Source organism: Desulfohalobium retbaense DSM 5692 (genome assembly GCF_000024325.1).
Classification (GTDB): domain Bacteria; phylum Desulfobacterota; class Desulfovibrionia; order Desulfovibrionales; family Desulfohalobiaceae; genus Desulfohalobium; species Desulfohalobium retbaense.
In genome coordinates, this window is record NC_013223.1 from 1,076,185 (window position 1) to 1,098,231 (window position 22,047).

Sequence of the window (22,047 nt, forward strand, 5' to 3'; positions counted from 1 at the left end):
CGGGGTCTTTTTTTATCCGTTTTGGGACCTGGTGGGTAGAGAATGGGCGCGGGCAAGGCGAAACGAGTGGAGGCGCTCTTTTACACCAGGTTGCTGGACCATCCCGGGGCGGCGCAAAAAAAGGAGATTCCTCTGAAAGGGGCTTTGTCTTTCATAGGGACAGACCGGATACGTTCGCTTTGCGATTTTTTGTTGCGTCACTGCTTTTGGAGAACCGTCAGCGGACTGACTAGACGACGGCACAAGGAGGCTCTGTATGCTGCACAAGAATTATGTCCTGGATACAAATGTCCTGCTGGAGAACCCCAAGAGCATTCGGGCGTTTCGCAATGGAACCGAAAATACGATCATTTTGCCGTACACTGTTCTGGAGGAATTGGACAAACTCAAGCGCGACCAGCGTCTGGCCCATCTTGTCAGTCAGGCGGTTGGTGAAATCGAGGCCGATGTCAATTTGGATATCCTCCCCCCTTTTCGCACTGGGGCTGCCGGATCCGGCGACGATTCGATCCTCCAGGAAATCCGCCATTCGAATATCGTGGATCCCATCCTGGTCACCAACGACCGCATTTTGCAGATTAAGGCCCGAATGTACGGGATCCATTGTGAATCCTACCGGGATTCGCTCCCCTTTCAAAGCGAGTCCCAAGCCTATACCGGTTTTGTCGGAGCGGGCGTGGAGCCGATATTCAACAGTTTTCGCTGGGAGGAGGGGTTTCCTGTTTTTTACGGCCACAACGGGCAGAAACGGGTGGATTATCAACATCAGGCCTGGGGTGTGCGCCCGCGTTCCGTGTATCAAAATCTGGCTCTGGAACTTTTTCTCCATCCCCAGATCCCGCTTATCTCCGTGCAGTCCGAGGCGGGGTACGGCAAGACCTATCTGGCCCTGGCCAGCGCCCTGGATCTGGTGCTCAAGACCAAGGACAATCCGTACCGTAAGATTTATCTGAGCAAACCCCTGATCGAGATTGGGTCAAAGATGGGGTTTTTGCCCGGGGATGTTGAAGAAAAGATGGCGCCCTACATCCGATATATCCATGACCTGTTGGCCAAGCTCCATGAACTGCGCCCCGCAAACCGGATCTTTACCGAACAGAACAAGGAGGCTTTGGAACTCAATCCAAAACGGTTCGAGATTTTACCGCTGACCTATATCCGGGGCATGAATCTGGAAGGGGCTGTGGTCATTGTTGACGAGATGCAGAATTTGTCGCGCACCGAGGCCCGTTCGCTTCTGACCCGGATGGGGGAGGGCGTGAAATGTTTTTGTCTGGGCGATACCCGTCAGGTGGATAACCCGTACCTGAACGAGAGCAACAACGGCCTGAACTGGCTGGTCAAAAAATGTAAAGGGATGCGCGGCTACGCCCATATTGTTCTCAAGGGCGAACATTCGCGCGGTCCGGTTACGGATATGGTCCTGCAGTCCGGGCTTTGAGGGGGGGGGCGCTCAACAGAACAGTGCCCAGTATTTGGTTCTTTGACGGATCCTGTGGATTTTTGGAGTTTGCCGTCTCTTCTGTGTGCCCACTTTCGGCCCGGTATTTTCTCAATCCCGCCAAAGGGGGATCCTTGCCCCCTCCGGACTCTCAAGTAGAACAGAACTCCAGGTGTCGAAGATGGCCCTTGTTGCATCGGAATCCGCCTGGGAGCATTCAGTTCGCGGTCCGGTTTCCCCCTTTTGGCGGGACAAAGAAAATGTGCGGGCCTTTCGCTCGAAGCACACAGAAGAGACGGCAAACTTTTGCGTCTGAAATTCCATGTCCTGTGACGAAGAGCCCAGTATTTCAATGGTTGCGTTTGGGGGACACGTTCAAGGCTGAAGTGGGGTCCTCTGTTTAACAGGTTCACTTTTTTAGGTTTTTTGAGTGGATGGACGCGAGTGGAAGTCCAGTTTGCTTCCGCCGCCGGGAGCGGTCCTCAGTCACCGGGAGGACGGATGTATTGTGTCTGACAAAGCCTCTGTGGATGGAATGCTTGCGTTTAGGAAAAAATGCGGCCCGCCCCCTTTACGGATGTGATTTTCATGTTTACGGTCTCGGCCTTGTAGAGTTGTATCACGGACGTGGCGAAAATGCGGGGCTGCGCAACATAGCGAGGCCAACCGCGCTTCAACTTGCCCTCCAATTTGGAGCAAGGCGTTTATGCCGTTTGGGGAAGAGAAAAAAGTAAGATCTTCTTGCCACTCTCTTGAAAGCAGGTTATAGATCGACCATGCATATGAAACGCACATTTTGGCTTGCATGGATACGAAATTTTGCGTAGAAGCTTTCCCTGTCAGAGGTTCGGCGTGCCATGAGTGCGGATCATGTCGGTACGGAAAGATGCTTGGTGCCATCCTTCCTTCTCTGCAAGTAAGTGGCGCCTTCTTTTCGTTGATGATTTCGCGTGCCCTGAAGATTTTTGTATTGGATAACGTATAAAGGAGTTGGATATGGAAGATTACATGAAGCAGGCCTTGGAGATTGTGAAGGCTCAAGCCGGCGTGCGGAATATGTCCGAGGAGGAGATCACCTCCATGGTTCAAGCCCTTTCCCAAAAGTTGAAAAACCTGGAAGAGGGCACCCAGGAACAGGAAGAGCAGCAGGAGCAGCAACCGGCGGTCGATCCCAAGAAGGCCATCCGGGAAAAGAGTGTTATCTGCCTCGAATGTGGCAAGCAGTTTAAGGTCCTGACCAAAAAGCACTTGGCCACCCACGGCTTGACCCCGGCCGAATACAAAGAAAAATGGGGTTTCAAGAAAACGCAGGCTCTTATCGCTAAATCGCTGGCCCGCGAACGCAAAAAGAAAATGCAGGAAATGCAGCTTTGGGAACGCCGGAAGAAAAAAAGCGGCGGGGACCAATAACTCCCTTGAGCCTCAAGGTATTCCCTCAAAGCCGTCCGGTTGTTGCCGGGCGGCTTTTTTGTATCTGAAGCAGGTCCAGCAGAGATATCCCCCCTTCGTTACAGAAAAATCACGTCGGGGGCAGCCAAATAGCATGATGGAGAGGAAAAATGCGACGGTGTGTTCTGACAGCGGTGATGATGGTGTTCTTGGTCCCTTCGCTCTGGGCCGGAAGCGGTCCCGGAGTGCGCGTCGAGCATTTGGCCCAAACGAGCCAGAGTTGGAATGCGGCCGAGTTGCCCGGGTATCCGGCAGGGCAACCGGAGGTGACGATTCTGCGGATCACTATCCCCAAAGGGGCTGTCCTGCCGCGACATGCGCATCCGGTCATCAATGCCGGGGTGCTTTTGCGCGGGGAGTTGACGGTCGAGACCGAAACGGGGAAGACCCTGCGTCTTCAAGCCGGCGAGGCCATCGTCGAAGTGGTTGATACCTGGCATTCTGGAGAAAATACCGGTGATGGACCGGCGGAGATCATTGTCTTTTATGCCGGGAGCAAAGGCCGGCCGATTACCGTCAAATAGCGAACCGGGACCATTTCGTGCCGGCCGCACTTAGAAAATGTTGTGCTGAGCAGGCCGTTGAAAATTTCCCCATGGCAGACAGCTGCAATACGTTCAAACGTGTACGTACGGATAGCTACACTGGGACCTTGAACTTTTGTCGTCGTCCCCTGGGAATTTTTGAACGACCTGCAGTATACGAAATTTTTCAACAGTCTATGAGGACCAGATTTTTCTGGCCTGAGTGGTGAAAATGCTTTCTTGCAGAGTCCGATTGTCGATGGTCACCCCTGAAAGATACACACAATCGTTCACAGCCATAGAACGCCCCAGTAATCGCATGGGATTGTACAGGGGCGGACTTGGGACAATGGGGTGGTTGAGCTTGTTGCCGCCTGCCCTGGCGAGGTGGCACCGGCCTCGACGCTTGGGCCCCTGTAATGACCGCTTCCCCTCGCGCCTTTCCCGCCACCAGACATATCCGATCCCGTGCTTTGTACAGAACTGGTCGCCGGCGACGCTGCGTGCGCTCCTTCGCCTTGCGGACCTGTTTTGATGAAGTGTTTTGCACGTCCTGCAGTACACCACCCCGAATCTTCTGCGTCCCGGTTCGATTTTGCAATGACGACGGTCACCTGACCGGATTTTTTGATCCGTGGAACGCTCGGCCCATTACCTGGGGCCACCGCGACCTGTTTGACGATACCCTGGCAGCAAGCTAGTGGTATTCATATAGACACTTAACTACACATATAAGTACTACATATGCAGCACACAACGTTGTCCAGAGCGCTTTTTGTGATCGATCAGGTGAGCAAGGCGCCGGAGGGGTTGCGGTTTTCCGAGATCCGCGCCCGTCTGGGCCAGCCAAGCCCGACCACGGTGACCAAGATCCTGAAGCAATTGGTGGCCGCCAATGTTTTGGTCAAAACCGACACCGGCGCTTACACGCTGGGAGTAAAACCCTATTTCTGGGGCAAGGCCGCTGGGCGGGTGCAGGACACGATGCAGATCATCCGTGGGCACATGCGGCAATTGCATGATGATTTTGAAGCCTCAGTGAATCTCTTCACCTGTTCGGAAAATCGGATGTTATGCCTGGAGAGCTTCATGGCCCCGCAATCGCCGTCCATGTGGCCCGCCGGACAAAGTTTGCCCCTGGAACTGCCGGTTATCGGCTCGGTGTTCTTTTTTCAGCACTCCGCCTTGGCTGAGGAGGATATTCTTCACGCCCAGGTTCAGGCCCATGACCCGGGGGTGGATTTCCAGCAGGTGCGCCGCATGGTGCAAACATCCCTTGAGACTGGACTGCAAGACGATCAGGGGCTGTTTTATCCTGGTGTGCACCGGTTTGCCGTGCCGCTACGAAAAGAGGGAAACGTCTCCATGGTCCTGGGGCTGGGCGTTCTCGCGGCCCGCTTGGAGCGTGGGCTGGCTGTGGAAGATATCACCGCGCGAATGCGTGAGGTCCAAACCCGTATCGAAGAGCGCATGGCTGGGTAGCGCCGCGCTCTTCAAGGGCCAGGCATGATACATGAGACCCGGGACCACGGATTGTGGTGCCAAAACTACCAACGAAGGAGAGTCTATGCGGGGAGAGCAACCCAACATTCTCATTATCCAGGCCGATCAGCTCGCCGCCCCGGCGTTGTCCTGCTACGGCAATCCAGTGACCAAGACCCCGCACCTCGACGCACTGGTCGAGGACGGCGTGGTTTTTGACAACGCCTATTGCAACAATCCGCTCTGCGCGCCGTCGCGTTTTTCCATGATGGCCGGACAGCATTCCTCGGCCATCGGCGCCTACGACAACGGGGCGGAGTTCCCGGCGGACATCCCGACCTTTGCCCACTACCTCCGAGCCGGCGGGTACCGGACCACGCTGTGCGGCAAGATGCACTTTGTCGGCGCGGACCAGCTCCACGGCTTCGAGGAGCGGCTGACCACTGACGTCTATCCCGCGGACCACGGCTGGGCCCCGGATTGGCAGCGCCCCGAACACCGCTTCGACTGGTGGTACCACAACATGGACAGCGTCTATGAGGCCGGGCCCTGTGAGCGGACCAACCAGATCGATTTCGACGATGAGGTTGGGTTTCGGGCCCAGCGGCATATCTACGATCTGGCCCGGGACAGCGACGAGCGGCCTTTTTGTCTGACCGTCTCCTTCACCGATCCCCATGATCCCTACGCCTGCCCCAAGGAATTTTGGGATCTCTACGAGGACGAGGAAATCAACCTGCCTCACGTGGAGCACATTCCGTACGAGCAGTGCGATCCGCACAGCCAGCGGCTGCGTCACGCCTACAAAATGGGGCAGGGAGAAATCGCGCCTGAGGACATCCGCAACGCACGGCGGGCGTATTACGGGCAGATCAGTTACGTCGATGCCAAGATCGGTCGAATCATGAAGGCTCTGGAGGATTGCGGTCTGCGTGAGAACACCATTGTTGTGTTCACCGCTGACCACGGGGATATGCTCGGAGAGCGGGGCCTGTGGTACAAGATGTCCTTTCACGAATGGTCGGCGCGGGTGCCGTTTATCGTCTCTGCGCCGCAACGATTCCAGCCTGGACGGGTGACCACGCCGGTGTCGCTGGTCGATCTTTTGCCCACCCTGCTCGATCTGAGTGGTGATCCCCATCTTGAGGCCCCGGCGGATCGCTTGGATGGACAGAGTCTGGTGCCGCTTTTGCAAGGCGAGGTGGCGAGTCTGGATCGGCCTGTCATTTCTGAATATCTTGGTGAAGGCGCTGTGGCCCCGATGGTCATGGTCCGCTGGGGGCGTTACAAATATATCGCCTGTCCGGCCGATCCGCCGCTGCTTTTTGACCTGCAAGAGGATCCCGATGAATTGGCCAATCTGGCCGGGCGCCCCGAGATGCAGGACATCGAGGTGCAGTTGGACCAAGTGGTTCGCAAGCACCAGGATCTCAACCAACTCCATGAGGCGGTGGTGGCCAGTCAGCAACGCCGTCGGTTGGTCTTTGTCGCCCATATGACCGGGACCCACACCCCGTGGGACTTCCAGCCGGTGTTCGACGCCACGAACCGGTACATGCGCAATCATCTGGATCTCAATGACGTCGAAGGACGCGCACGAATCGAATCCACGTAGCAGAGACCCCCGCCGGAGCGCTGCTCCGGCGGGGGTCTCAGGATGGCCTCAGCTATGGACAATTTTTCGCTTCTGCTCAAACCCGCCTCAGCTGACTGCAATTTGCGCTGCCGGTATTGCTTTTACGACGACAGTGGGCAGCGAAGCGCAGCACCACAACAGCGCAGGATGAGTCAGGCCACGTTGCAATGCGTCCTGCAACGGTATTTCGCCACGACGCAAGAGATCTATTCCATGACGTGGCAGGGCGGTGAGCCGACGCTCATGGGCACCGACTTTTACCAGCGGGTGACCGACTGGCAAAAACGGCTTGCTCCCCAAGGTGCCCGGGTGGTCAATTGCCTGCAGACCAATGCGACGGCGGTGACGCCGGAATTGGCCGACCATTTGGCCCATTACCGCTTTCTGGTCGGGGCCAGCCTGGACGGGCCGGCCCCGGTGCACGACCGGTTCCGCAAGACCCGAGCCGGCCGTCCGACGCACACCCGAGTCGTCAAAGGCATCCGCCTGCTCAAAAATCATGGTGTCCCAGTGAACGCGGTTTGCCTGGTCTCCGCCGCCAATGTCCGGCGCCCCGAGGACGTCTACCGCTACCTCACGCGCCAGGGCCTGACCCATCTGCAGTTTATCCCCTGCGTGGAGCACGACGACCAGGGAAAGCCCTTGCCCTGGAGCATCACCGGTACTCAATGGGGCGCTTTTTTGCGCCGGGTGTTCGCCCTCTGGGACACTCGGGACAAGAGGCGGGTCAGTGTACGCAATTTCGAATCCGTTTTGGCCAGGCTGGTGACCGGTGAAGCGGTGCAGTGCCACATGCACCACCGCTGTAACCAGTACCTGGTCGTGGAATACAACGGCGACGTCTACCCTTGCGATTTTTTCGTCGGACCGGAATACTGCCTGGGCAATCTCCACGACACCTCGTTCGAAGCCATGCGAACTTCAGAGCAGTACGCCCGGTTCGCGGCCCAGAAACAGGCCTGGCCCGAGACCTGCGCGCAGTGCGCTTATCTTGAGCTGTGCTTTGGCGATTGTCTCAAATGCCGCCCAACCAACCACAGAGGAGCACCGAGCCTGCTCTGCGATGGGTGGCGCGATTTTTACGCGGCGACGTTGCCCCGATTCAAGCAACTCGCCGCTTCATTGAACGGGAAGTGACTATCTCACTGACTGTTGAAAAAATCCTTACAACGCAGGTCGTTCAAAAATCCCTGGGAACGGCGACACAACGTTTAAGGTCATAGCGAACGTATTCGTGCGTACGATTTTGAACGTATTGCCGCTGTCTGCCAGTGGGAGATTTTTCAACGGCCTGTCCAAGAGGAGGAAAAATGGAGTGCCCAAATCAAGAGTGGGATGCGGCGACGGATGTGATTGTTGTCGGCAGCGGCTTTGCCGGTTTGTCGGCGGCTATCGAAGCCCGGCAGGCTGGCGCCAAGGTGATGGTCCTTGAGAAAATGCCGATCCCTGGGGGCAATTCCCGCATCAGTGATGGCGCGCTCTGCGCTCCCGGCAACTTTTTGCAGCGCGAACACAAGGTCGAGGATTCGCCCCAGCTCTTCTACGAGGACATATTGCGGGCCGGACGGAGCCGCAATCATCCTCGGCTGGTGCGCGTCCTTGCCGAACAGGCGGCAGCAGCGGTGGATTGGACGCGGGATTTCCTCGGTGTGCCCTATTTGAACCGTGTGGATCGTTTTGGCGGCCACAGTGCGGCCCGGGGCGTGACTTTTGCCTGTCACAGCGGGTTGGACTGCATCCGGGCCATGGTGGCCACCTTCGAGGGATTGGGCGGAGAAATCCGGTACAATTGTCTGTTGGAATCCTTTCTTGTCGACGGGGATCGAACCCTTTGCGGCGTGCGGGTTCGAGAGGGGAATTCCCGCACCCGCGAGGGCTCCGGGACGTCCAAACAGATTCGTGCTAACAAAGGTGTGGTCCTGGCCACCGGGGGATTTGGCAATGACATCGTTTTTCGCACCATGCAGGACCCGCAATTGGTCGAGGACATAGCCAGTACCAATCATAAAGGCGCCACAGCAGACGGTCTCCGGGCCGCCCTTGGCATTGGGGCCATGCCCGTGCAACTGGCCCATATTCAGCTTGGCCCTTGGGGCTGCCCGGACGAGAAAGGCTATGGCACGGCAGCGCGCTTCGCTTCGTATAGCGTTTTCCCAGCGGGTATTCTGGTGGACCCGGAAACCGGCCAACGGTTCGTCAATGAGTGGGGGGATCGGAAGGTACGCACCGACGCTATCCTGGCATTGGGGCACCCTGCTCTCGGCATTGTTGATGACCAAGGAGCACAATTGGATACGGACAGCCTGCGTCACGGCCTACAAACCGGGAAAATCCAGTCCTTTGACAGCCTGGGTGAGATCGCGGCGGCCTATAATATGCCCAAAGAAACCTTCCGCGCCACAGTAGATGCCTACCACGACGCGCTCAGTCGCGGTGTCGAGGATGCATTTGCAAAGGATTTGGGCGCAGGAGCCGTGTCTCTGAGCACCCCGCCGTATTATACACTCAGGCTGTGGCCCAAGGTGCACCATACCATGGGGGGCATCGGGATCGACGAACACGCCCGAGCGCTGGATACCCGTGGACAGGTCATCCCCAGGTTATTTGCCGCGGGGGAGAGCTGTGGCGGGGTGCACGGCGAGAGCCGGCTGGGAGGATGCGCCCTGACGGAATGCATCGTCTTCGGCCGCATCGCCGGCAAAAATGCTGCTGGCGAGGTGAGCAGAAGGAGCGAAGCGGACGGAAACGCTCGTATCATTTGAGCCCGTTGGGCCGGTACACCCGGCATCAGAGCCCGTGTTGGTATTTGACGGTGACTTGCAGGAAGAGCGGGCGTGAGCCGGTGACAGGGGGGCGTTTGACCTCACCCGAGGCCCTGCGGATAGCGAGAAGGGCGGTCTTGTCCAACCGGGCTACCCCAGAGGAATGGATCAGATGCACGTTCGTGAAGCATCCTTCACCTGTGATAGTGAAGGCATATTTGGCCTTACCGATCAAATCGGAACAATTGCCGGCTGTGGGAGGGAATTTGTGTCTTTCAATTCGCTGACGGACCTTGTGCACATACTGGGCAAGGAGACTGCGGCGTTTGTCTGCGGCTGATTGGTGCGGCTTGTCTGCCTCGGTGGCGGGCATCTCCGCAGTCAGTGCGAGCGCATCCGAGGTCTGCTGGTGTGGGGGCACAGTTTCCAGGGATACGGGATCGCCTTTTTGAGCGACGCTGGGTATTCTGAAGAGATCAAGATCCAAAACAAGGCCATGCAGGACACAGGACAGCAGAAGAAGGGCAACCCAGCAGTGGCGTTCGTCCATGGGTCAATCCGACTCCCGGGCACCGCAAGAACTGGTGCCGATGACCAGATTGGAAAATCCCACTCTGCGGACTGTGTCGATCACCTCGACAAAGCGGGAGACTGTGACATCGCCTTCGACCTTGAGCAGCACTTTGCGCTGGCCTCCGTGATCCGTATACGCGCGGCTGAGTGACTCCAGAAGCATGCCGGAAAAGATTTGGGTTCCATCCAGAAAGACCGTGTTGTCCGCCTGGACCACCAGTTCCAGAGGTTTGCCTGAAATAGAGGCCCCGCTTTGAGCCTTGGGAAGATCCACCTCCATGCCCTTGGTGATAAAGATGGACGAAAGGACGAAAAATATCAGGAGGATGAAAATGACATCCACAAGAGGCGTCATGTTCACCTCCACCCTGCGCTCGGTGCGGTAGCGGGAAAACGCGATCACCGTCCCATGTCCTCCAACTCGTCCACAAAATTCTGGCCTTCATGGGCCATCCTGAACCCGATCTTGTCCTGGAGGCGGATCAGGAAATGGTAGGCCAGAAGAGACGGGATGGCCACGCCAAGACCCGCTGCTGTGGTCAGCAACGCCTGCCAGATACCGTCGGCCAACAAGGCGATATCAACCCCTCCGGGAGCACTTGAGACCCTGGAGAAGACGTTGATCATCCCCAGCACTGTTCCCAACAGTCCCATGAGCGGGGCTGCGGCCGCACCAGCAGACAAAACCGGCAGCCTCCGGCCGAGATGGAACAAAAGGGCTTCCCCGGTGCGTGAGGCGGCTTGTTCCCGTCTTTTCCTGCCCTCGACCGAGACAATAGCGAGAAACATCCTGGCCGACCCCGGTCCTTCCTCCTCGAGCAGGGCCTTTGCTTCATCCTCCCTGCCCTCGCGGATCAATTCCTTGACTTGCGACACCATTGCCGGGGCGAGCATTCTGAAGCTGGCCAGGGCCAGCAAACGGTCCAGGATAACCGCCAGGATGAGTATGGAAAATCCCAATATGGGCCAGATCATGATCCCGCCCTTGTCCAGAAGCATCATGGAGCACGCTCGTCTTTTGCTGTAGTGCCGGAAACAATCCCCTTCCGCGGTCCAATGAAAAGAACTTTCGCAAGGGGCAATACGCTAATGGGAGTTATGCAAATGCCGGGTTGCAGCCCCTGCTGAGCAAGCTCTCCAATTCCATGCCCGCAGTGTGCTTGCCAATCACCACGAGGTACCTTTCGTCCTTGAGTTCCTGAGGCGCGGTCTCTATGGAGTAGGTGCCCGGAGAATATTGGAAAATAACCGGGCCGAGTTCCTCTTCAAGTTCGACAACCCCTTTGACCCGCAAAATCCGGTCCTGACGCTTTTCTATCCCGCGGATCAACTCGTCTGTTTTCAGCGGGCCAGCGGGGTGCAGCAGGGTGTTTTCCACATGATCGTGGAGGTGGTTTGCCTGGCAGTGGGCCTGGGTACCGATGTTCTTGGCCCTGGTCGCCTGGGTGTGCATATTCACTCCGTACAAGAGACCGGGGTGAATATTGCCGTGCGTCGTCCTGTGGGTGACAGCCATGCTGTTCAGGCTGTGGATGGTGTCTTCGAGTTCGCCCAGGATGGGGGCGGCGACCAGATCGCTTTTATTCAGAAGGACGACATCGGCCAGACGGACCTGGCTCCGGGCGATTTCAAATTTTTCCAAGGCCTGTACTCCGCCAACAGCGTCGACCACACAAGTGATCGAACCGAATTCCAGTATATCTTCCAGTTCGTTGATTTCCTGGAGGATGTTTGCGGGGTTGGCCAGTCCGGTTGTTTCCAGAACGATACAATCGGGGTCGTGCTCGCGCATGATTTCTTCTGCAGCAGCCCGCAAATTTCCCGCCAGCGTGCAGCAGACGCACCCTTCATCGATTTCCGTGACCGCGTAGTTTTGATGTAAGAGTTTGCCGTCCAGTCCTTTCTCCCCGATTTCATTTTGGATCACCGCCACAAAAGAATTCTCCCCGGTCTGGGTCTCGATGAACCGGTCCAAAAAGGTCGTCTTGCCCGCTCCAAGAAAGCCGGTGAGGACAATGAGTTTGGGTAGGCTCGCATCGATTTGGCGTTTGAGTCGGCTGTTGGCGTTTCCCGGGGAGGCGAGTGCCCACCACGGCTCTTCGCTGAACTGCGGCGGGATTTTTTCCGCAAGCCTCCAAAGTGTCTGGATGGACCCGTTGTCGGCATGGCCAGGGGGAGGTGCTCCCTTGCTGTTGAGTCCCAGGGTCAGGGTTTTCCGTTTGCAGGCAGAACTTGGTGTTTTTGTCAGTTTACCTTCGTCACGGTAGACAAGGACATGGCCCGCGGCGTTTTGTTCCAAAAGGAGATCGACATCCATTTCCTGGGTATAGCACAACGATGAAGCGAGGACCCGGAAAAACCGCAATGCGGTTTCATAAGCGGGAAAGGATTGATCTCGTTCTCCAGGGGGCACGGCCTGGATTGGTCCTTCAGGGGTGTCAATCCAAAGTCCGTCTTCGGAGAGTATGATATTGGTGTCCAGTGCTTCCAGGCTCAGATATTGAGTGTTGGCCTCGATATCGAGATCAATGTGGATCCGGCCGATCTGAAAAAGTGTGCACAGATCAGGATATGCGGAGAATTCACGCACCCGGTCTGGAAATTTCTGATCAAGCGCGGCTATGCCGGCCTGGACGCAGACGTTTTCAATCAGCGGGTCTTCAGGGGACGGAAAATAACAGAGTTCGAACCCGGCCCGGCGAGGCGTGCTCTCAAGGAGTCGCAGGCCATAGACCCCGGGCATGCTCTGGATTTTGGAAGTGAAGGACAGCGTTTCTATTCTGCCGTCAACGATTTCCTGCACTCCGCGCCACCCCAATTTGTGCCGTGCGTTGGGGACGAAATTGGAGCGGATCATGACTGCCCGCATGAGTTCAACAGCTGCGGGACCGTCTTCTTGCAGAGCGCAAGGAGGAAGGAGATTTTGCAGGTTTTTTGGCATGGCAGGCGTGTGTCCTTGTATTGCAACCTGGATCTGTGACCCGGTTCCGGGATTGTGCGAAGAGCTTGGCAAAGAGCGGGTAAAAGACGCTACCGCCCTGGGGCGCTGGGAGGCTTCTCAGGCCAAGGGCACAATCCCGACATCGGGTCGGAAAGGTTTTTCCGGATTCAGGTTGGCATTGCCTCGGGGGCACGGATTCCCGTGCCCCCGAGGAGAGAGTGTGGGCGTTTTATCCGAATTGTATCTGGTCGCCGTTGCCGAGGTACGCCTTGTCCTGGGATCGGAACCGCGCAGTGCCCTCAATGACCGGATAGCCTGCGCTGATGAATTTTTTGGCGCAGAGAACTCCGGTGCAATGGTTGCAGCCGATTTTTTGAAAGCCGTACTTCCCAAGGGAAATGACCAGGTCGTCGTATTTCGGGTCCCAATCGTTGAAGGGTGAAATATGGAGCCCCCCGTAGATACCATACAGCTGGTCGTTTTCGTATTTGATTTCCTCGTAGGCGGTCTTGGCAAAGCGGATGATCCCCTGGTGGCAGCATCCGGTGACAGAGATGAGCCCTTTATCCTTGACGTTGAAGTACAGGGACTGCTCCCCATAGACGCGGCAAATGATCGGCACCGGAAAGACATAACTGGCCATGCCGGGAATATGGGGCTTGAGTCCGTTTTTGACCTCGACCAGCTTTCCTTTGTGCCCGGCATCCTTCAGGTATTGTTTCCCTTCGGGATAGAATCCTTCAGGGATGTAGATGGTGATTTCAGGGTCATACTTGAGCGTGACCGGCAACCCCCAATAGTGGTCGAAGTGTTCATGGGAAATGAACAAGGCTTCGATCTCCTTATTGGCCAGCATCTTGTCTATGCCCTCGCGCTTGAAGCATTCGTGCGTCCAGGCATAGGACCACCCGCTGTCCAAAAGGAACTTGCGCATGGTGCCGTCCATTTCTTCGACTTCCAATAGACACGCGTAGCCCCCGGCGTTATCCGGGTTGACTGAGAGATCTTTGGTGATTTCCCAGGCTTCGTCGACCCGTTCCGGAAGGAGGTGCTTTATCTTGGCGATGCCTTCCTCGTAGGATCCTTTTCCAAGGCCCTTGCCATTTCCAAATGGGGGCCAGTTGTATTTGTACTGGTCTACAAGAAGCCCTCCGGCGCCCTTGATGTCGCCGACCAGGGTGCCGTTATCGAACCAGCTGGTTTCGGTAATATTGGTGACCTTGACGCTTTTGCACACACCGATGTCTTGCATTTTACGGTCCACATTGGCGAAGTGTGTTTCGCGCAGGGGTGAGTAGGAATACAATCCCATGGCGCCAAGCAATCCGACACCGACCCCAGTGGACGCTCCCTTGAGAAAGTCTCTTCTTTTTATATCAGACATAGAGTCATCTCCCGTATGTATTATTTTCCAGGTATAATGTTGACCGCATCATAAACCAGCGGCAACACCCATACCGTGACAAAGTAGAACAATACGCCGAAAGCTACACCGGTTCCGAGCCCCACGCCGAATTTGGGTGTGAAGCGAACCTCTTCAACCTTGGCCCGATACGCTTCTTCATCGGCCTCGATTTCTTCTGCAGTTTTCGGAACCATCTTCCAGCCCGGCCAATTATCCATAAACCAGTGGTGCGCGAGCCAGATATTGATGAGCCAGATAGTGGGAATCATCGGAAACTGCTGGGGGTGAGAAAACCCTTTTTGGGTTCCCAGGAACAGGTGTGAAGTCCGGTAATAAATGTAGTACAACACGGCGGCAGCAATCAGCGTGATGCCGGTCCGGACCAGGACATTGACGGGCATGCTGAATTTTTTGGGCCAGTTGTTGCAATAAAAAGTCAAAAACAGGGCGGGCACCAAAAAGAAGATCGCCAATTCGCCGACGTGGAGCCAGCGCCAATCCGGAGCAAAAGCCCGGCGGGTTCCGCGAACCGCTTCACCCCATGTGAGTTCCTGGGCGAAGTAGAGGAAGAAGTGCATGGCCAGGGCGATGAGGATGATGCCGAAAAAGGTCGCCAGCCGGCGGGCCCAGGCATTTTTGATCAAGTTGAACGGATACCGTTCCCAAATGGTTTCCACGAGCCAGACCACGACCGTGCAGCACATGATCCAGGCCACATGGAAGTTTCCGGAGACGGTGTTGGCAAAATCCTGCCAATAGGGAGGGGTGATGGCTGTGAATTCCTGCCAGGGGTGATAGAGGATAGCCATGTGCGAATGCATGGTCACGAAATAGACGATGGTCGATAAAAAGAAGGTCAGAATGATGATGGAAAATCCTCTGGCTGGCTGTTTCATATCCTGCCAGGGCGCGTTTTCCATGGCCACGACCCAGGCAGGGGAGAGCCAGGAGGCAATGGCCGCAAACATGAGGATGGCCAGGGAGGCGTATTCCACGGCGAAGAACTCGGTGACCCCTTCAAGCTTCACAAGCTGCTCGGGATTGAAATAGGCCAGCCCGAAATTGCCGAGAATGCCGGTGAAAAACCCTTTGATGAGCACCATCATGATGAGCACGGAAACACCGGTCAGCACGATGCCTTTCTTGAGAGGATGGGCGTTTTCGAGCCAGCTCCGCTTAAACGGCCAGTACCCCATGATGTAGACCATCCAGATCATCATGATCAGCCACCACCGGCAGTACATGTAGCCCACATACGGGGTGTACATGCGCATGACGCCTCGAGGGTCCTGAAAAATCCACCAGGTGAGGTAAAAAACCGCCAAGGTGAGCGCGAGGCTGACAAGGGCAGGAACCGGCCCCGGCCAGCGCTTGACAAGCTTTCTTTCCTCTAGATAATTTTCACCGAACCTTTCCATAAAACCTCCTGTTAGGTAGAGGGGTTGCGGGAGAGGGGAGGGGGCGAAGCGTCCTGCTGCCACACATTGCGCTTCGCCCCGTTTCCAAAACAGACCTTATTTGCTGGCCATGCATTCCTGCACGGCCTTGAGCACTCCTTCCCTGTCATCGGGATCCAGCCCGAGTCGTTCGGCCTCAAAAGCCAGGAGTTCCGGGGGCAGATCAGACGTTATGTCTGGTGGGACTTCAGTACCGGCAGCGGCTTGTTGGACCCCGTCACTCGTCTCCTCGTCACGACAGCACAGCCTGCTTTTGACCTGATTGATCCCTCCGGTCAGAAAGTCCCGGCGGCTGAGGGTGTTTGACCTCATTGCTCCCCCCTTTTTTCTATGATTCCGGCCAGGAACGCGGGCATGGAAATGCCCGCGTGTTTTTTGAGTATCTTGCACCAGGTCAGGACATAGTTTTCTGTTATTTTGCGTATCTCAAGGACATTGGTTTCCCGGAGCGCCTGAAGAATATCGACGTGTCCGGCGAAGATCTGTTCCCGAATTTCGCGGTCTACCTTGAATATATTTTCAAATGGCTGCGGATCGATAAAGCAGATCTTTTCGGTCGTCTTGATGAGAAAATCGTTATTGGTAGCCAGGGAGATGATTCGAAAGAAGTTGAATATTTCTGAGATGATGCTTTTAACGTCTTCAGAATAGATGCTTTGGCCCAAGGCAATATTGCTTTCTTGTACGTTTTGAATCTGCCGCTCGGTTATCTGGTACAGCGCCCGTTCCATGATCAGGGGCAGAAACAGATAGGCTGCCTCCAGCTGATTGGCTATGGGCGGGAGAAAATCGGGATTGATGTCCAGTTCGCCGTTAGACGTCCCGATGATTCTGGCCCGGAGATAGGTCCCGCTTCCTCGCTTTGTCTGCACCAACCCTCGCCCTTCAAGCATGCGCAGGAAATTGCGCAGCGTGGTCCTGCTTATATGCATGAGCTGGCAGAGGCGGCGTTCGGCCGGCAGCCGGTCGCCGGGTTCCAGACCGAGGTCGAGAACTATGGTGCCCAACTGGTTGAGCAGGTCTGTCCGATTTTCCATGACTGTTCGTTTTTTGAATTCCTTAAACTGGTTCACCAATACGTCCTTTTTAAATATTGAAGCAAGAAAAAAATATTAAAAGGGGCAAAATAGTACCAATTAGGGCAATTAAAGGTGCCAATTTCAATTTTGGATAGACCAATTTTGTGGTGCAAGCCAGGGGGTGATCGGTCGGGGTGGCTGGATACCGGGTTCGTGAACCGTGGTACATCGTGCCCTCAGCCTTGAAAAAGATACCGGCGCGCGCGTTGCGCATGTGCCGGTAGGGCGAGGCAGGGCCTGGACTGGTCGAGGCGGAAACTGGGAGGGATTTCGGTCGCAGCACAATCCTGCAATTGCGTTATGCAGGGATCGTCACGGAGTCAGGAGGTTATTTTTTGGCGCTCCTGCGCCAGGCGCGGATGGTTTCGTCAAGTGGCTCAAACAAGCTGTCGAAATCCTCGGCGGCGTATCCAGTGAATGTTTCCGGAGATTTCGAGCAAAGGATGAAAACGGTGCGCAATACCTTGCGGCTGTAAAACGGTCGGGCGAAATACGAGCGGATGCCTTGCGGGACAAACAGGACCCAGTCGATCGGCTTGATGCTTTCCTGGGTGTCGGTCAGGGAGAGGTGGGTCAAATTGAAGCGGTTGATGTCCTCAGCGATACTCCCTTTGTAGGGAAACGGCGCGCCTTGCTCCATACCCTCGAAAGGATGGCCGGCCCAGTAGACAAAAACCTTATTTTTTCGGACATGTATGTCGGAAAACAAGATGCCGTCGTAATTTTTGTCGATAATCGGACTGGAGAGGGCCGCCTTCATGATGCGCGAAATGTCCGTCGGCGTTTTCTCGACATGTTCTTCCAAATGTTTCCGCACGGCGGCGTCGGATTTTCGCTTCACCTCACGGACCGGCTTGTGTTTGATTTGCGGATTAGAAAAGGATATGCGCAGCAATTTTCGAGTCTTATGTAAAAGGTAACGGATTGTGGTCTCCGCACTGAAGACCCCGCGCTTGTCGTTGTGGTAGAAATCGAGTTTTCCCTTCCACTTCCTGGTTAAAAGCACCTTTTCCAGGATCTCACGCATGGTCACATTCATGGACGCACGATAGAGATCCTCCAGCTTCAATTCCGCGAGGTCTCTTTGCCATTTGCCGAAAAGTTCCCGGGCGGCGGAGTTACAACAGATGACATTCCGGGAGTCGTAGTCAATGATAAGGGCCGGGTTGTCTGTATCATCGACCAGGAGTTGGAGGTTGATGTCCTTGCCCACGATGTTTTTTATGACTTCGACCGTGTCCGTGATATTGAGAAGAAACCCGTAATAATACCGGGAGTCCCAAGAATTGGCTGCTCCTGTCAGTTTGAGCCAGACGATCTCGTTGTATTCGGTTTGGACACGGAATACAGTGGCGGCCGTTCGGCCTTCTCGAACAGCGTTCATAAATGTATCCAGAAGATAGGCATCTTCAGTGAGGAGCATCTTTTGCTGGTACTGGATATTTTTGAGCAGGAGTTTCCCATCCAGGCCCTGAGCAACAATATAGTTGTTGTTGAGAAACTCGATGCGAGATTTTGCGATTTCAATACGCCACAACAGTGCCGGAAAATCGTTGACAAAGCTCAAAAGGTCGTCAATGGACATATCGGCAGTGGCCAGTCCGAGGTATTTTTCTTTTTCATCTGTCGTCATTTTCAGCTCATGCAGTGGGTCAGAGGTCGTCGGGGCAAATGCGTGTTTTGAATCAATGCGTATCACGCCGGGGTGGGGTCCAATGATGGCACTTCGGTGATGGTGGCAATTGGGGGTGCTCGGCAACGGGTGTTTCCCGTTGTCAGGCCCTGCCAAAGGCATTGCCACACACGCAGGCGCAGAAACGCCGCCGAAGAAGTGTATCGCCATTCAGTCCGACCATCAATACGCAAATAGGCCTGTATCTGAGGGGTGCGAGGGCATTTTCGTGATACGGCAGGGCAATTTGGTCAATTGGAGAGGTGACACAAGAGGGACCCCGTCCTGAGGGGGTACGGGCCAGTCATACGCCGGTTATGATGATGCCTGACACCGCGGTCAGGATGCCAACGCCCTGAAGTGTGGAGACTTTTTCTTTGAGCAGGACAACGGCCAAGGCTATGGTAACGACCGACAAAGCAGAGGCGATCGGGGTGATAAGGATCGCGTCGCCGACGGTCAGTCCATAATTGACAAGAGCGACCGCGCCAGCCTCAATGAAGCCGATCAACAGGATCATAGACTTGGTCCTGGTGTCGACGGTCAGCAGGCCGAGTTTTTGCCCGGAGCGATAGGACAAAAGGAGCAAAAACAGGATAATCCCGATTTTCACGAAAAGTGTCGTGGGAAGCCAGCCGAGTTGTTCGGAAATGATTTCACTGATATTCCAGAAGGTCCCGAAAAAAAACGCGCCCAGAATCGTTTCCTTGACCCCTGCCGAGAGTTGGAAGCGTTTCCCTGTGTCTATCCCGTGCCAATTGAGTGAAGCGAAAATGGCCCCGCAAATGATCATCGTCACGCCGAGGGATTGCAGAGGGGTCAAACGCTGGCCCATGAAAAGAAAGGCGGTGAGCATGGTGAAGACCGCCCAGAGATTCATGATCGCGGCAACTATCGAGATATTCCCGATTTCAAAGCCTTTCATGAAAAAGATATAGCCCAGGGAATAGAAGATGGCTGCAATCGGGAGCAGGGCTAGCGCGCCCAACGTTGCCGGGAAGGGATTGCCAAGCAGAAAAAAGACCAGCAGAATAAACGAAAGCCCAGCCAACTGGGACCAGAAGAACGTTTTATATGGCCCTATTGTCTTCGAGTACACGCCGGCGAAAAAATCATAGATCCCCCACCCGAACATTCCTCCCAATCCAGACAGAAGACTGATTAACGTCGAACTCATATGTATGGTTTTCCTTTGCTCTACGCGCTTGGGCCATTGGTGTAACCCGGGTTTTTCTGACGAGACAGAAGCGAAGGATATAGAGAAAAACCCGGTTGGGGGCAAGATTACGAGCCGTTCCCCAATTCACGTCAGCTAGTGGCGTGTATGAGCTTGGCGAGTGCAACCACCTCCCAAAACGATCGATATTTAAGAGTATTGAGGTACTACTGCTTCTTGTACGTGCCTCTTTGAGGCAAAATGAAATGTGTTTTGTCCTTTGTTGCTTTTCAGATTCGATCCCGTTTATGGCAACCAACCCATTGATTTTTTGACTTTGCCTTGGTAGCCTTAAACAGGCTGGAGATATTTTTCTTTATTTTGCTGACATAAAAGGAGGTTATGTCATGGCGAATCAAGACTATCCAGGTGTATGTATGGCATGTACAACGGATGAGTGCGAAGTTGTAGCACCAGATGTGGCTGCTGTCAGGGAGCGTGTGCTCTACGAGCCAATTACTGGCTATACAAAGAATATCATTAATAATTTGACCACTGCTATGCCAGACATTTTTAAAAATGTTGAAGATGCCTATATGGCGTTCGATGCTGTCAAGGCAGTGATCGCCATGGGCCTCAAAAACAGAGACAATGTCGATCTTCATGGTCTTGGGAAATTCCGAGTGGAAAAGCAAGACGGGAAAAATGTTGTTACTTTTGAACCAGATCAAGCGTTAAATGCGATTGTTGGGGAGTGAAGCAGATAAACATATTCGTAAGGAGTTTGAAATGGCAGAAGAAAAATCTCAGCCGACGACATGGTCAGATTTGGCGATCAGTTTGTACGACAAATTGACCGGCCGACATGCGGAAATCAGTTATGAATTTAATGATCTCGAAATTTTTGTTCCAGTTGTTGCTTCTGGAGAATCTGAGCACGTCAAATGGAAACTCAATGGAACTGTAAAAATCAGAACTCGGGAAGCGACCTAGGGCTGATGCGATGGACCGGCATAGTGACATCGAAGCTCATCTGACTCTTGACTCAGAAGAGAAGCAGATCGAAATCCAAGCGCGCGGGGGAAAAATGGAAATCCATTTTCGGAGGATGTCCATAGGCTACATTTTTCGACAGCTTGCGTTGCTTGATCGCCTGCATCTCTTAAATATGATGCAAGATCTGAGCGAAGTCGGTGGGCAGCGAATGTATCTCAAATACGGCTTTGTGCGTTTTCGCATGCCCGGGCCCTCTCTCATGCGATCACTTGTTTGGATCGGAAACACTTTTTTTGAACCAGGATAAACGGTCAAGTCATCTTTAAATGGTTGTTGAAAAGTTCCTTGGTCTGATAAAATTTCTGTATTTGAAATGGTTCGGCGTGCGTCGGGCGTTGTATCGCCACGATAACCTGGTGTCAGAGGCGGTCATATATTATTGAGGACTGGCCCCTTGCTCAGGTGTGGCCCTGGACTGGACTGAGGATAACGATTATTTCGTGCTGATTGGCTCGTGAATAAACAAGGTGGCGGACAATCAAAAAGCCTTCGGCAGTCATGCTGTCGAAGGCTTTGTTCATATCTCTGGTGGTTTGTAGAAGAGTGATGCCAATTTAGTGCAACCATCAAGGGAATGTGTCGTCCCCAAAGCAATTTGAACCCCCGTCGCCGGCGTAAGCGTCCAATTAAACCCATCTTTCGCTATTTTCCCCATATGGTAAAGGTCTCCTTCAAACCAAGGAGGCCTTTATGGACGACCATTCCCAGGGCGATAAGCAAAACGTATCCAGCACGGCCGAGTACTGGCTGGAGCACATTCGCAAGTGGCAGGAAAGCGGCTTGAGCAAGGCCGAATACTGCCGGCAAAATGAATTAACCAAGCATAGGTTCTACTACCGTTGCCAGCGGCTCCAGCGAGTTGCCCCAGAAGAGGGCACCGCCGTTGCCTTGCCGTTTCAAGCCAGCGATCTCGTCTCGAGCCGCTCCAGCCTGACGATCACCGTTGGTGAACGCTTCCACGTCGCCGTGGGAGGGGATTTCCACCCGCCTGTTTTGCAAAAGCTCATCCAGACCCTGGAGCAGATGCCGTGATCTTGGGGCAGAGCCAGGCCAATGTCTATCTGGTCACTGGCTACACGGACATGCGCAAGGCCATCAACGGTCTCTCCATAATGGTCCAGGCCCAACTGGAACACGATCCTTTTTCTGGCCATCTCTTTGTCTTTTGCAACCGTAAACAAACCATGATTAAAATCCTTTACTGGGATCTCAATGGCTTTTGTTTATGGCAAAAAAAGCTCGAAAAACACATCTTCCAATGGCCTCAGTCGGAAAAAGAGGTCTTAGCGGTTCGGAAACGCGAACTTCTCTGGCTTCTGGACGGGCTAGACCTGGCAAAAACAAAAGGCCATAACAGACTCAACTACAACACATTATTCTAATTGCAACCCTTGTCATCTGGTGCATCTTTGCA

The 22,047-nt window shown here is 54.6% G+C and carries 21 protein-coding genes; 11 read left to right on the forward strand and 10 right to left on the reverse strand.

Features of this window, described 5'->3' with window-relative positions:
- Positions 1–256: 256 nt before the first annotated feature.
- The 7 genes from DRET_RS04570 to DRET_RS04600 all read left to right on the forward strand — a co-directional run bounded on the left by DRET_RS04570 (position 257) and on the right by DRET_RS04600 (position 9,294).
- Positions 257–1,441 (forward strand): PhoH family protein, encoded by a 1,185-nt coding sequence (locus DRET_RS04570; RefSeq protein ID WP_015751356.1) that lies wholly within the window; start codon positions 257–259, stop codon positions 1,439–1,441.
- 996 nt (positions 1,442–2,437) lie between these two features.
- Positions 2,438–2,851: a Ros/MucR family transcriptional regulator gene (locus DRET_RS04575; RefSeq protein WP_015751357.1), complete on the forward strand. Its 414-nt coding sequence runs from the start codon at positions 2,438–2,440 to the stop codon at positions 2,849–2,851.
- Between the two features lie 149 nt (positions 2,852–3,000).
- Positions 3,001–3,414, forward strand: a complete 414-nt coding sequence (locus tag DRET_RS04580; RefSeq protein WP_015751358.1) for a cupin domain-containing protein — start codon at positions 3,001–3,003, stop codon at positions 3,412–3,414.
- Between the two features lie 744 nt (positions 3,415–4,158).
- Positions 4,159–4,896: a helix-turn-helix domain-containing protein gene (locus DRET_RS04585; protein WP_015751359.1), complete on the forward strand. Its 738-nt coding sequence runs from the start codon at positions 4,159–4,161 to the stop codon at positions 4,894–4,896.
- Positions 4,897–4,981: 85 nt separating this feature from the next.
- Positions 4,982–6,511, forward strand: coding sequence for a choline-sulfatase (betC, locus tag DRET_RS04590; protein WP_015751360.1), 1,530 nt, complete (start codon positions 4,982–4,984; stop codon positions 6,509–6,511).
- Between the two features lie 54 nt (positions 6,512–6,565).
- Complete coding sequence (locus DRET_RS04595) at positions 6,566–7,669, forward strand: anaerobic sulfatase maturase (protein WP_015751361.1); 1,104 nt, start codon at positions 6,566–6,568, stop codon at positions 7,667–7,669.
- A gap of 173 nt (positions 7,670–7,842) precedes the next feature.
- Complete coding sequence (locus DRET_RS04600) at positions 7,843–9,294, forward strand: flavocytochrome c (RefSeq protein ID WP_015751362.1); 1,452 nt, start codon at positions 7,843–7,845, stop codon at positions 9,292–9,294.
- A gap of 25 nt (positions 9,295–9,319) precedes the next feature.
- Here the strand turns inward: DRET_RS04600 and DRET_RS04605 are convergent, their stop codons facing one another.
- The 10 genes from DRET_RS04605 to DRET_RS04650 form a co-directional block, all read right to left on the reverse strand.
- On the reverse strand, positions 9,320–9,844 hold the full coding sequence (locus DRET_RS04605) for an energy transducer TonB family protein (RefSeq protein ID WP_015751363.1): 525 nt from the start codon (positions 9,842–9,844) through the stop codon (positions 9,320–9,322).
- 3 nt (positions 9,845–9,847) lie between these two features.
- A complete protein-coding gene (locus DRET_RS04610) occupies positions 9,848–10,270 on the reverse strand; it encodes an ExbD/TolR family protein (protein ID WP_015751364.1) in 423 nt (140 codons plus the stop codon).
- Positions 10,267–10,869 carry a MotA/TolQ/ExbB proton channel family protein gene (locus tag DRET_RS04615; protein WP_015751365.1) on the reverse strand — a complete coding sequence of 201 codons (603 nt, stop codon included), beginning with the start codon at positions 10,867–10,869 and terminating at the stop codon, positions 10,267–10,269. The genes DRET_RS04610 and DRET_RS04615 overlap by 4 nt, the downstream gene beginning before the upstream one ends.
- A 94-nt stretch (positions 10,870–10,963) precedes the next feature.
- Positions 10,964–12,808, reverse strand: coding sequence for a CobW family GTP-binding protein (locus DRET_RS04620; protein WP_015751366.1), 1,845 nt, complete (start codon positions 12,806–12,808; stop codon positions 10,964–10,966).
- Between the two features lie 229 nt (positions 12,809–13,037).
- The gene (locus tag DRET_RS04625) at positions 13,038–14,192 is read right to left on the reverse strand and encodes an MBL fold metallo-hydrolase (protein ID WP_015751367.1); all 1,155 of its coding nucleotides are present in this window, start codon (positions 14,190–14,192) and stop codon (positions 13,038–13,040) included.
- Between the two features lie 20 nt (positions 14,193–14,212).
- Entirely contained in the window at positions 14,213–15,631 is a 1,419-nt protein-coding gene (locus tag DRET_RS04630; RefSeq protein ID WP_015751368.1) for a hypothetical protein, read from the reverse strand.
- A 96-nt stretch (positions 15,632–15,727) separates the two neighbouring features.
- Positions 15,728–15,982 (reverse strand): hypothetical protein, encoded by a 255-nt coding sequence (locus tag DRET_RS04635; protein ID WP_015751369.1) that lies wholly within the window; start codon positions 15,980–15,982, stop codon positions 15,728–15,730.
- Positions 15,979–16,743, reverse strand: a complete 765-nt coding sequence (locus DRET_RS04640; RefSeq protein WP_015751370.1) for a FadR/GntR family transcriptional regulator — start codon at positions 16,741–16,743, stop codon at positions 15,979–15,981. The genes DRET_RS04635 and DRET_RS04640 overlap by 4 nt, the downstream gene beginning before the upstream one ends.
- Before the next feature lie 334 nt (positions 16,744–17,077).
- Complete coding sequence (locus DRET_RS04645; protein ID WP_015751371.1) at positions 17,078–18,382, reverse strand: PAS domain-containing protein; 1,305 nt, start codon at positions 18,380–18,382, stop codon at positions 17,078–17,080.
- A 343-nt stretch (positions 18,383–18,725) separates the two neighbouring features.
- Positions 18,726–19,598 carry a DMT family transporter gene (locus DRET_RS04650; RefSeq protein WP_083777128.1) on the reverse strand — a complete coding sequence of 291 codons (873 nt, stop codon included), beginning with the start codon at positions 19,596–19,598 and terminating at the stop codon, positions 18,726–18,728.
- A 386-nt stretch (positions 19,599–19,984) separates the two neighbouring features.
- Here DRET_RS04650 and DRET_RS04655 point away from each other — a divergent pair, with 386 nt between their 5' ends.
- The 4 genes from DRET_RS04655 to tnpB all read left to right on the forward strand — a co-directional run bounded on the left by DRET_RS04655 (position 19,985) and on the right by tnpB (position 22,015).
- Positions 19,985–20,335 carry an HU family DNA-binding protein gene (locus DRET_RS04655; protein ID WP_015751373.1) on the forward strand — a complete coding sequence of 117 codons (351 nt, stop codon included), beginning with the start codon at positions 19,985–19,987 and terminating at the stop codon, positions 20,333–20,335.
- Positions 20,336–20,366: 31 nt separating this feature from the next.
- Positions 20,367–20,570 (forward strand): hypothetical protein, encoded by a 204-nt coding sequence (locus DRET_RS04660; protein WP_015751374.1) that lies wholly within the window; start codon positions 20,367–20,369, stop codon positions 20,568–20,570.
- A 753-nt stretch (positions 20,571–21,323) separates the two neighbouring features.
- Entirely contained in the window at positions 21,324–21,665 is a 342-nt protein-coding gene (gene tnpA / locus DRET_RS04670) for an IS66 family insertion sequence element accessory protein TnpA (RefSeq protein WP_015751376.1), read from the forward strand.
- Entirely contained in the window at positions 21,662–22,015 is a 354-nt protein-coding gene (gene tnpB, locus DRET_RS04675; protein ID WP_015751094.1) for an IS66 family insertion sequence element accessory protein TnpB, read from the forward strand. The genes tnpA and tnpB overlap by 4 nt, the downstream gene beginning before the upstream one ends.
- The last annotated feature ends 32 nt before the right edge of the window (positions 22,016–22,047 follow it).

What these genes read in the sequence shown, in the direction of transcription:
- DRET_RS04570 (WP_015751356.1), top strand. Translation starts at nt 257, where the DNA reads ATGCTGCACAAGAATTATGTCCTGGATACAAATGTCCTGCTGGAGAAC.
- DRET_RS04575 (WP_015751357.1), top strand. Translation starts at nt 2,438, where the DNA reads ATGGAAGATTACATGAAGCAGGCCTTGGAGATTGTGAAGGCTCAAGCC.
- DRET_RS04580 (WP_015751358.1), top strand. Translation starts at nt 3,001, where the DNA reads ATGCGACGGTGTGTTCTGACAGCGGTGATGATGGTGTTCTTGGTCCCT.
- DRET_RS04585 (WP_015751359.1), top strand. Translation starts at nt 4,159, where the DNA reads ATGCAGCACACAACGTTGTCCAGAGCGCTTTTTGTGATCGATCAGGTG.
- betC (WP_015751360.1), top strand. Translation starts at nt 4,982, where the DNA reads ATGCGGGGAGAGCAACCCAACATTCTCATTATCCAGGCCGATCAGCTC.
- DRET_RS04595 (WP_015751361.1), top strand. Translation starts at nt 6,566, where the DNA reads ATGGACAATTTTTCGCTTCTGCTCAAACCCGCCTCAGCTGACTGCAAT.
- DRET_RS04600 (WP_015751362.1), top strand. Translation starts at nt 7,843, where the DNA reads ATGGAGTGCCCAAATCAAGAGTGGGATGCGGCGACGGATGTGATTGTT.
- DRET_RS04605 (WP_015751363.1), bottom strand. Translation starts at nt 9,844, where the DNA reads ATGGACGAACGCCACTGCTGGGTTGCCCTTCTTCTGCTGTCCTGTGTC.
- DRET_RS04615 (WP_015751365.1), bottom strand. Translation starts at nt 10,869, where the DNA reads ATGATGCTTCTGGACAAGGGCGGGATCATGATCTGGCCCATATTGGGA.
- DRET_RS04620 (WP_015751366.1), bottom strand. Translation starts at nt 12,808, where the DNA reads ATGCCAAAAAACCTGCAAAATCTCCTTCCTCCTTGCGCTCTGCAAGAA.
- DRET_RS04625 (WP_015751367.1), bottom strand. Translation starts at nt 14,192, where the DNA reads ATGTCTGATATAAAAAGAAGAGACTTTCTCAAGGGAGCGTCCACTGGG.
- DRET_RS04630 (WP_015751368.1), bottom strand. Translation starts at nt 15,631, where the DNA reads ATGGAAAGGTTCGGTGAAAATTATCTAGAGGAAAGAAAGCTTGTCAAG.
- DRET_RS04635 (WP_015751369.1), bottom strand. Translation starts at nt 15,982, where the DNA reads ATGAGGTCAAACACCCTCAGCCGCCGGGACTTTCTGACCGGAGGGATC.
- DRET_RS04645 (WP_015751371.1), bottom strand. Translation starts at nt 18,382, where the DNA reads ATGACGACAGATGAAAAAGAAAAATACCTCGGACTGGCCACTGCCGAT.
- DRET_RS04650 (WP_083777128.1), bottom strand. Translation starts at nt 19,598, where the DNA reads ATGAGTTCGACGTTAATCAGTCTTCTGTCTGGATTGGGAGGAATGTTC.
- DRET_RS04655 (WP_015751373.1), top strand. Translation starts at nt 19,985, where the DNA reads ATGGCGAATCAAGACTATCCAGGTGTATGTATGGCATGTACAACGGAT.
- DRET_RS04660 (WP_015751374.1), top strand. Translation starts at nt 20,367, where the DNA reads ATGGCAGAAGAAAAATCTCAGCCGACGACATGGTCAGATTTGGCGATC.
- tnpA (WP_015751376.1), top strand. Translation starts at nt 21,324, where the DNA reads ATGGACGACCATTCCCAGGGCGATAAGCAAAACGTATCCAGCACGGCC.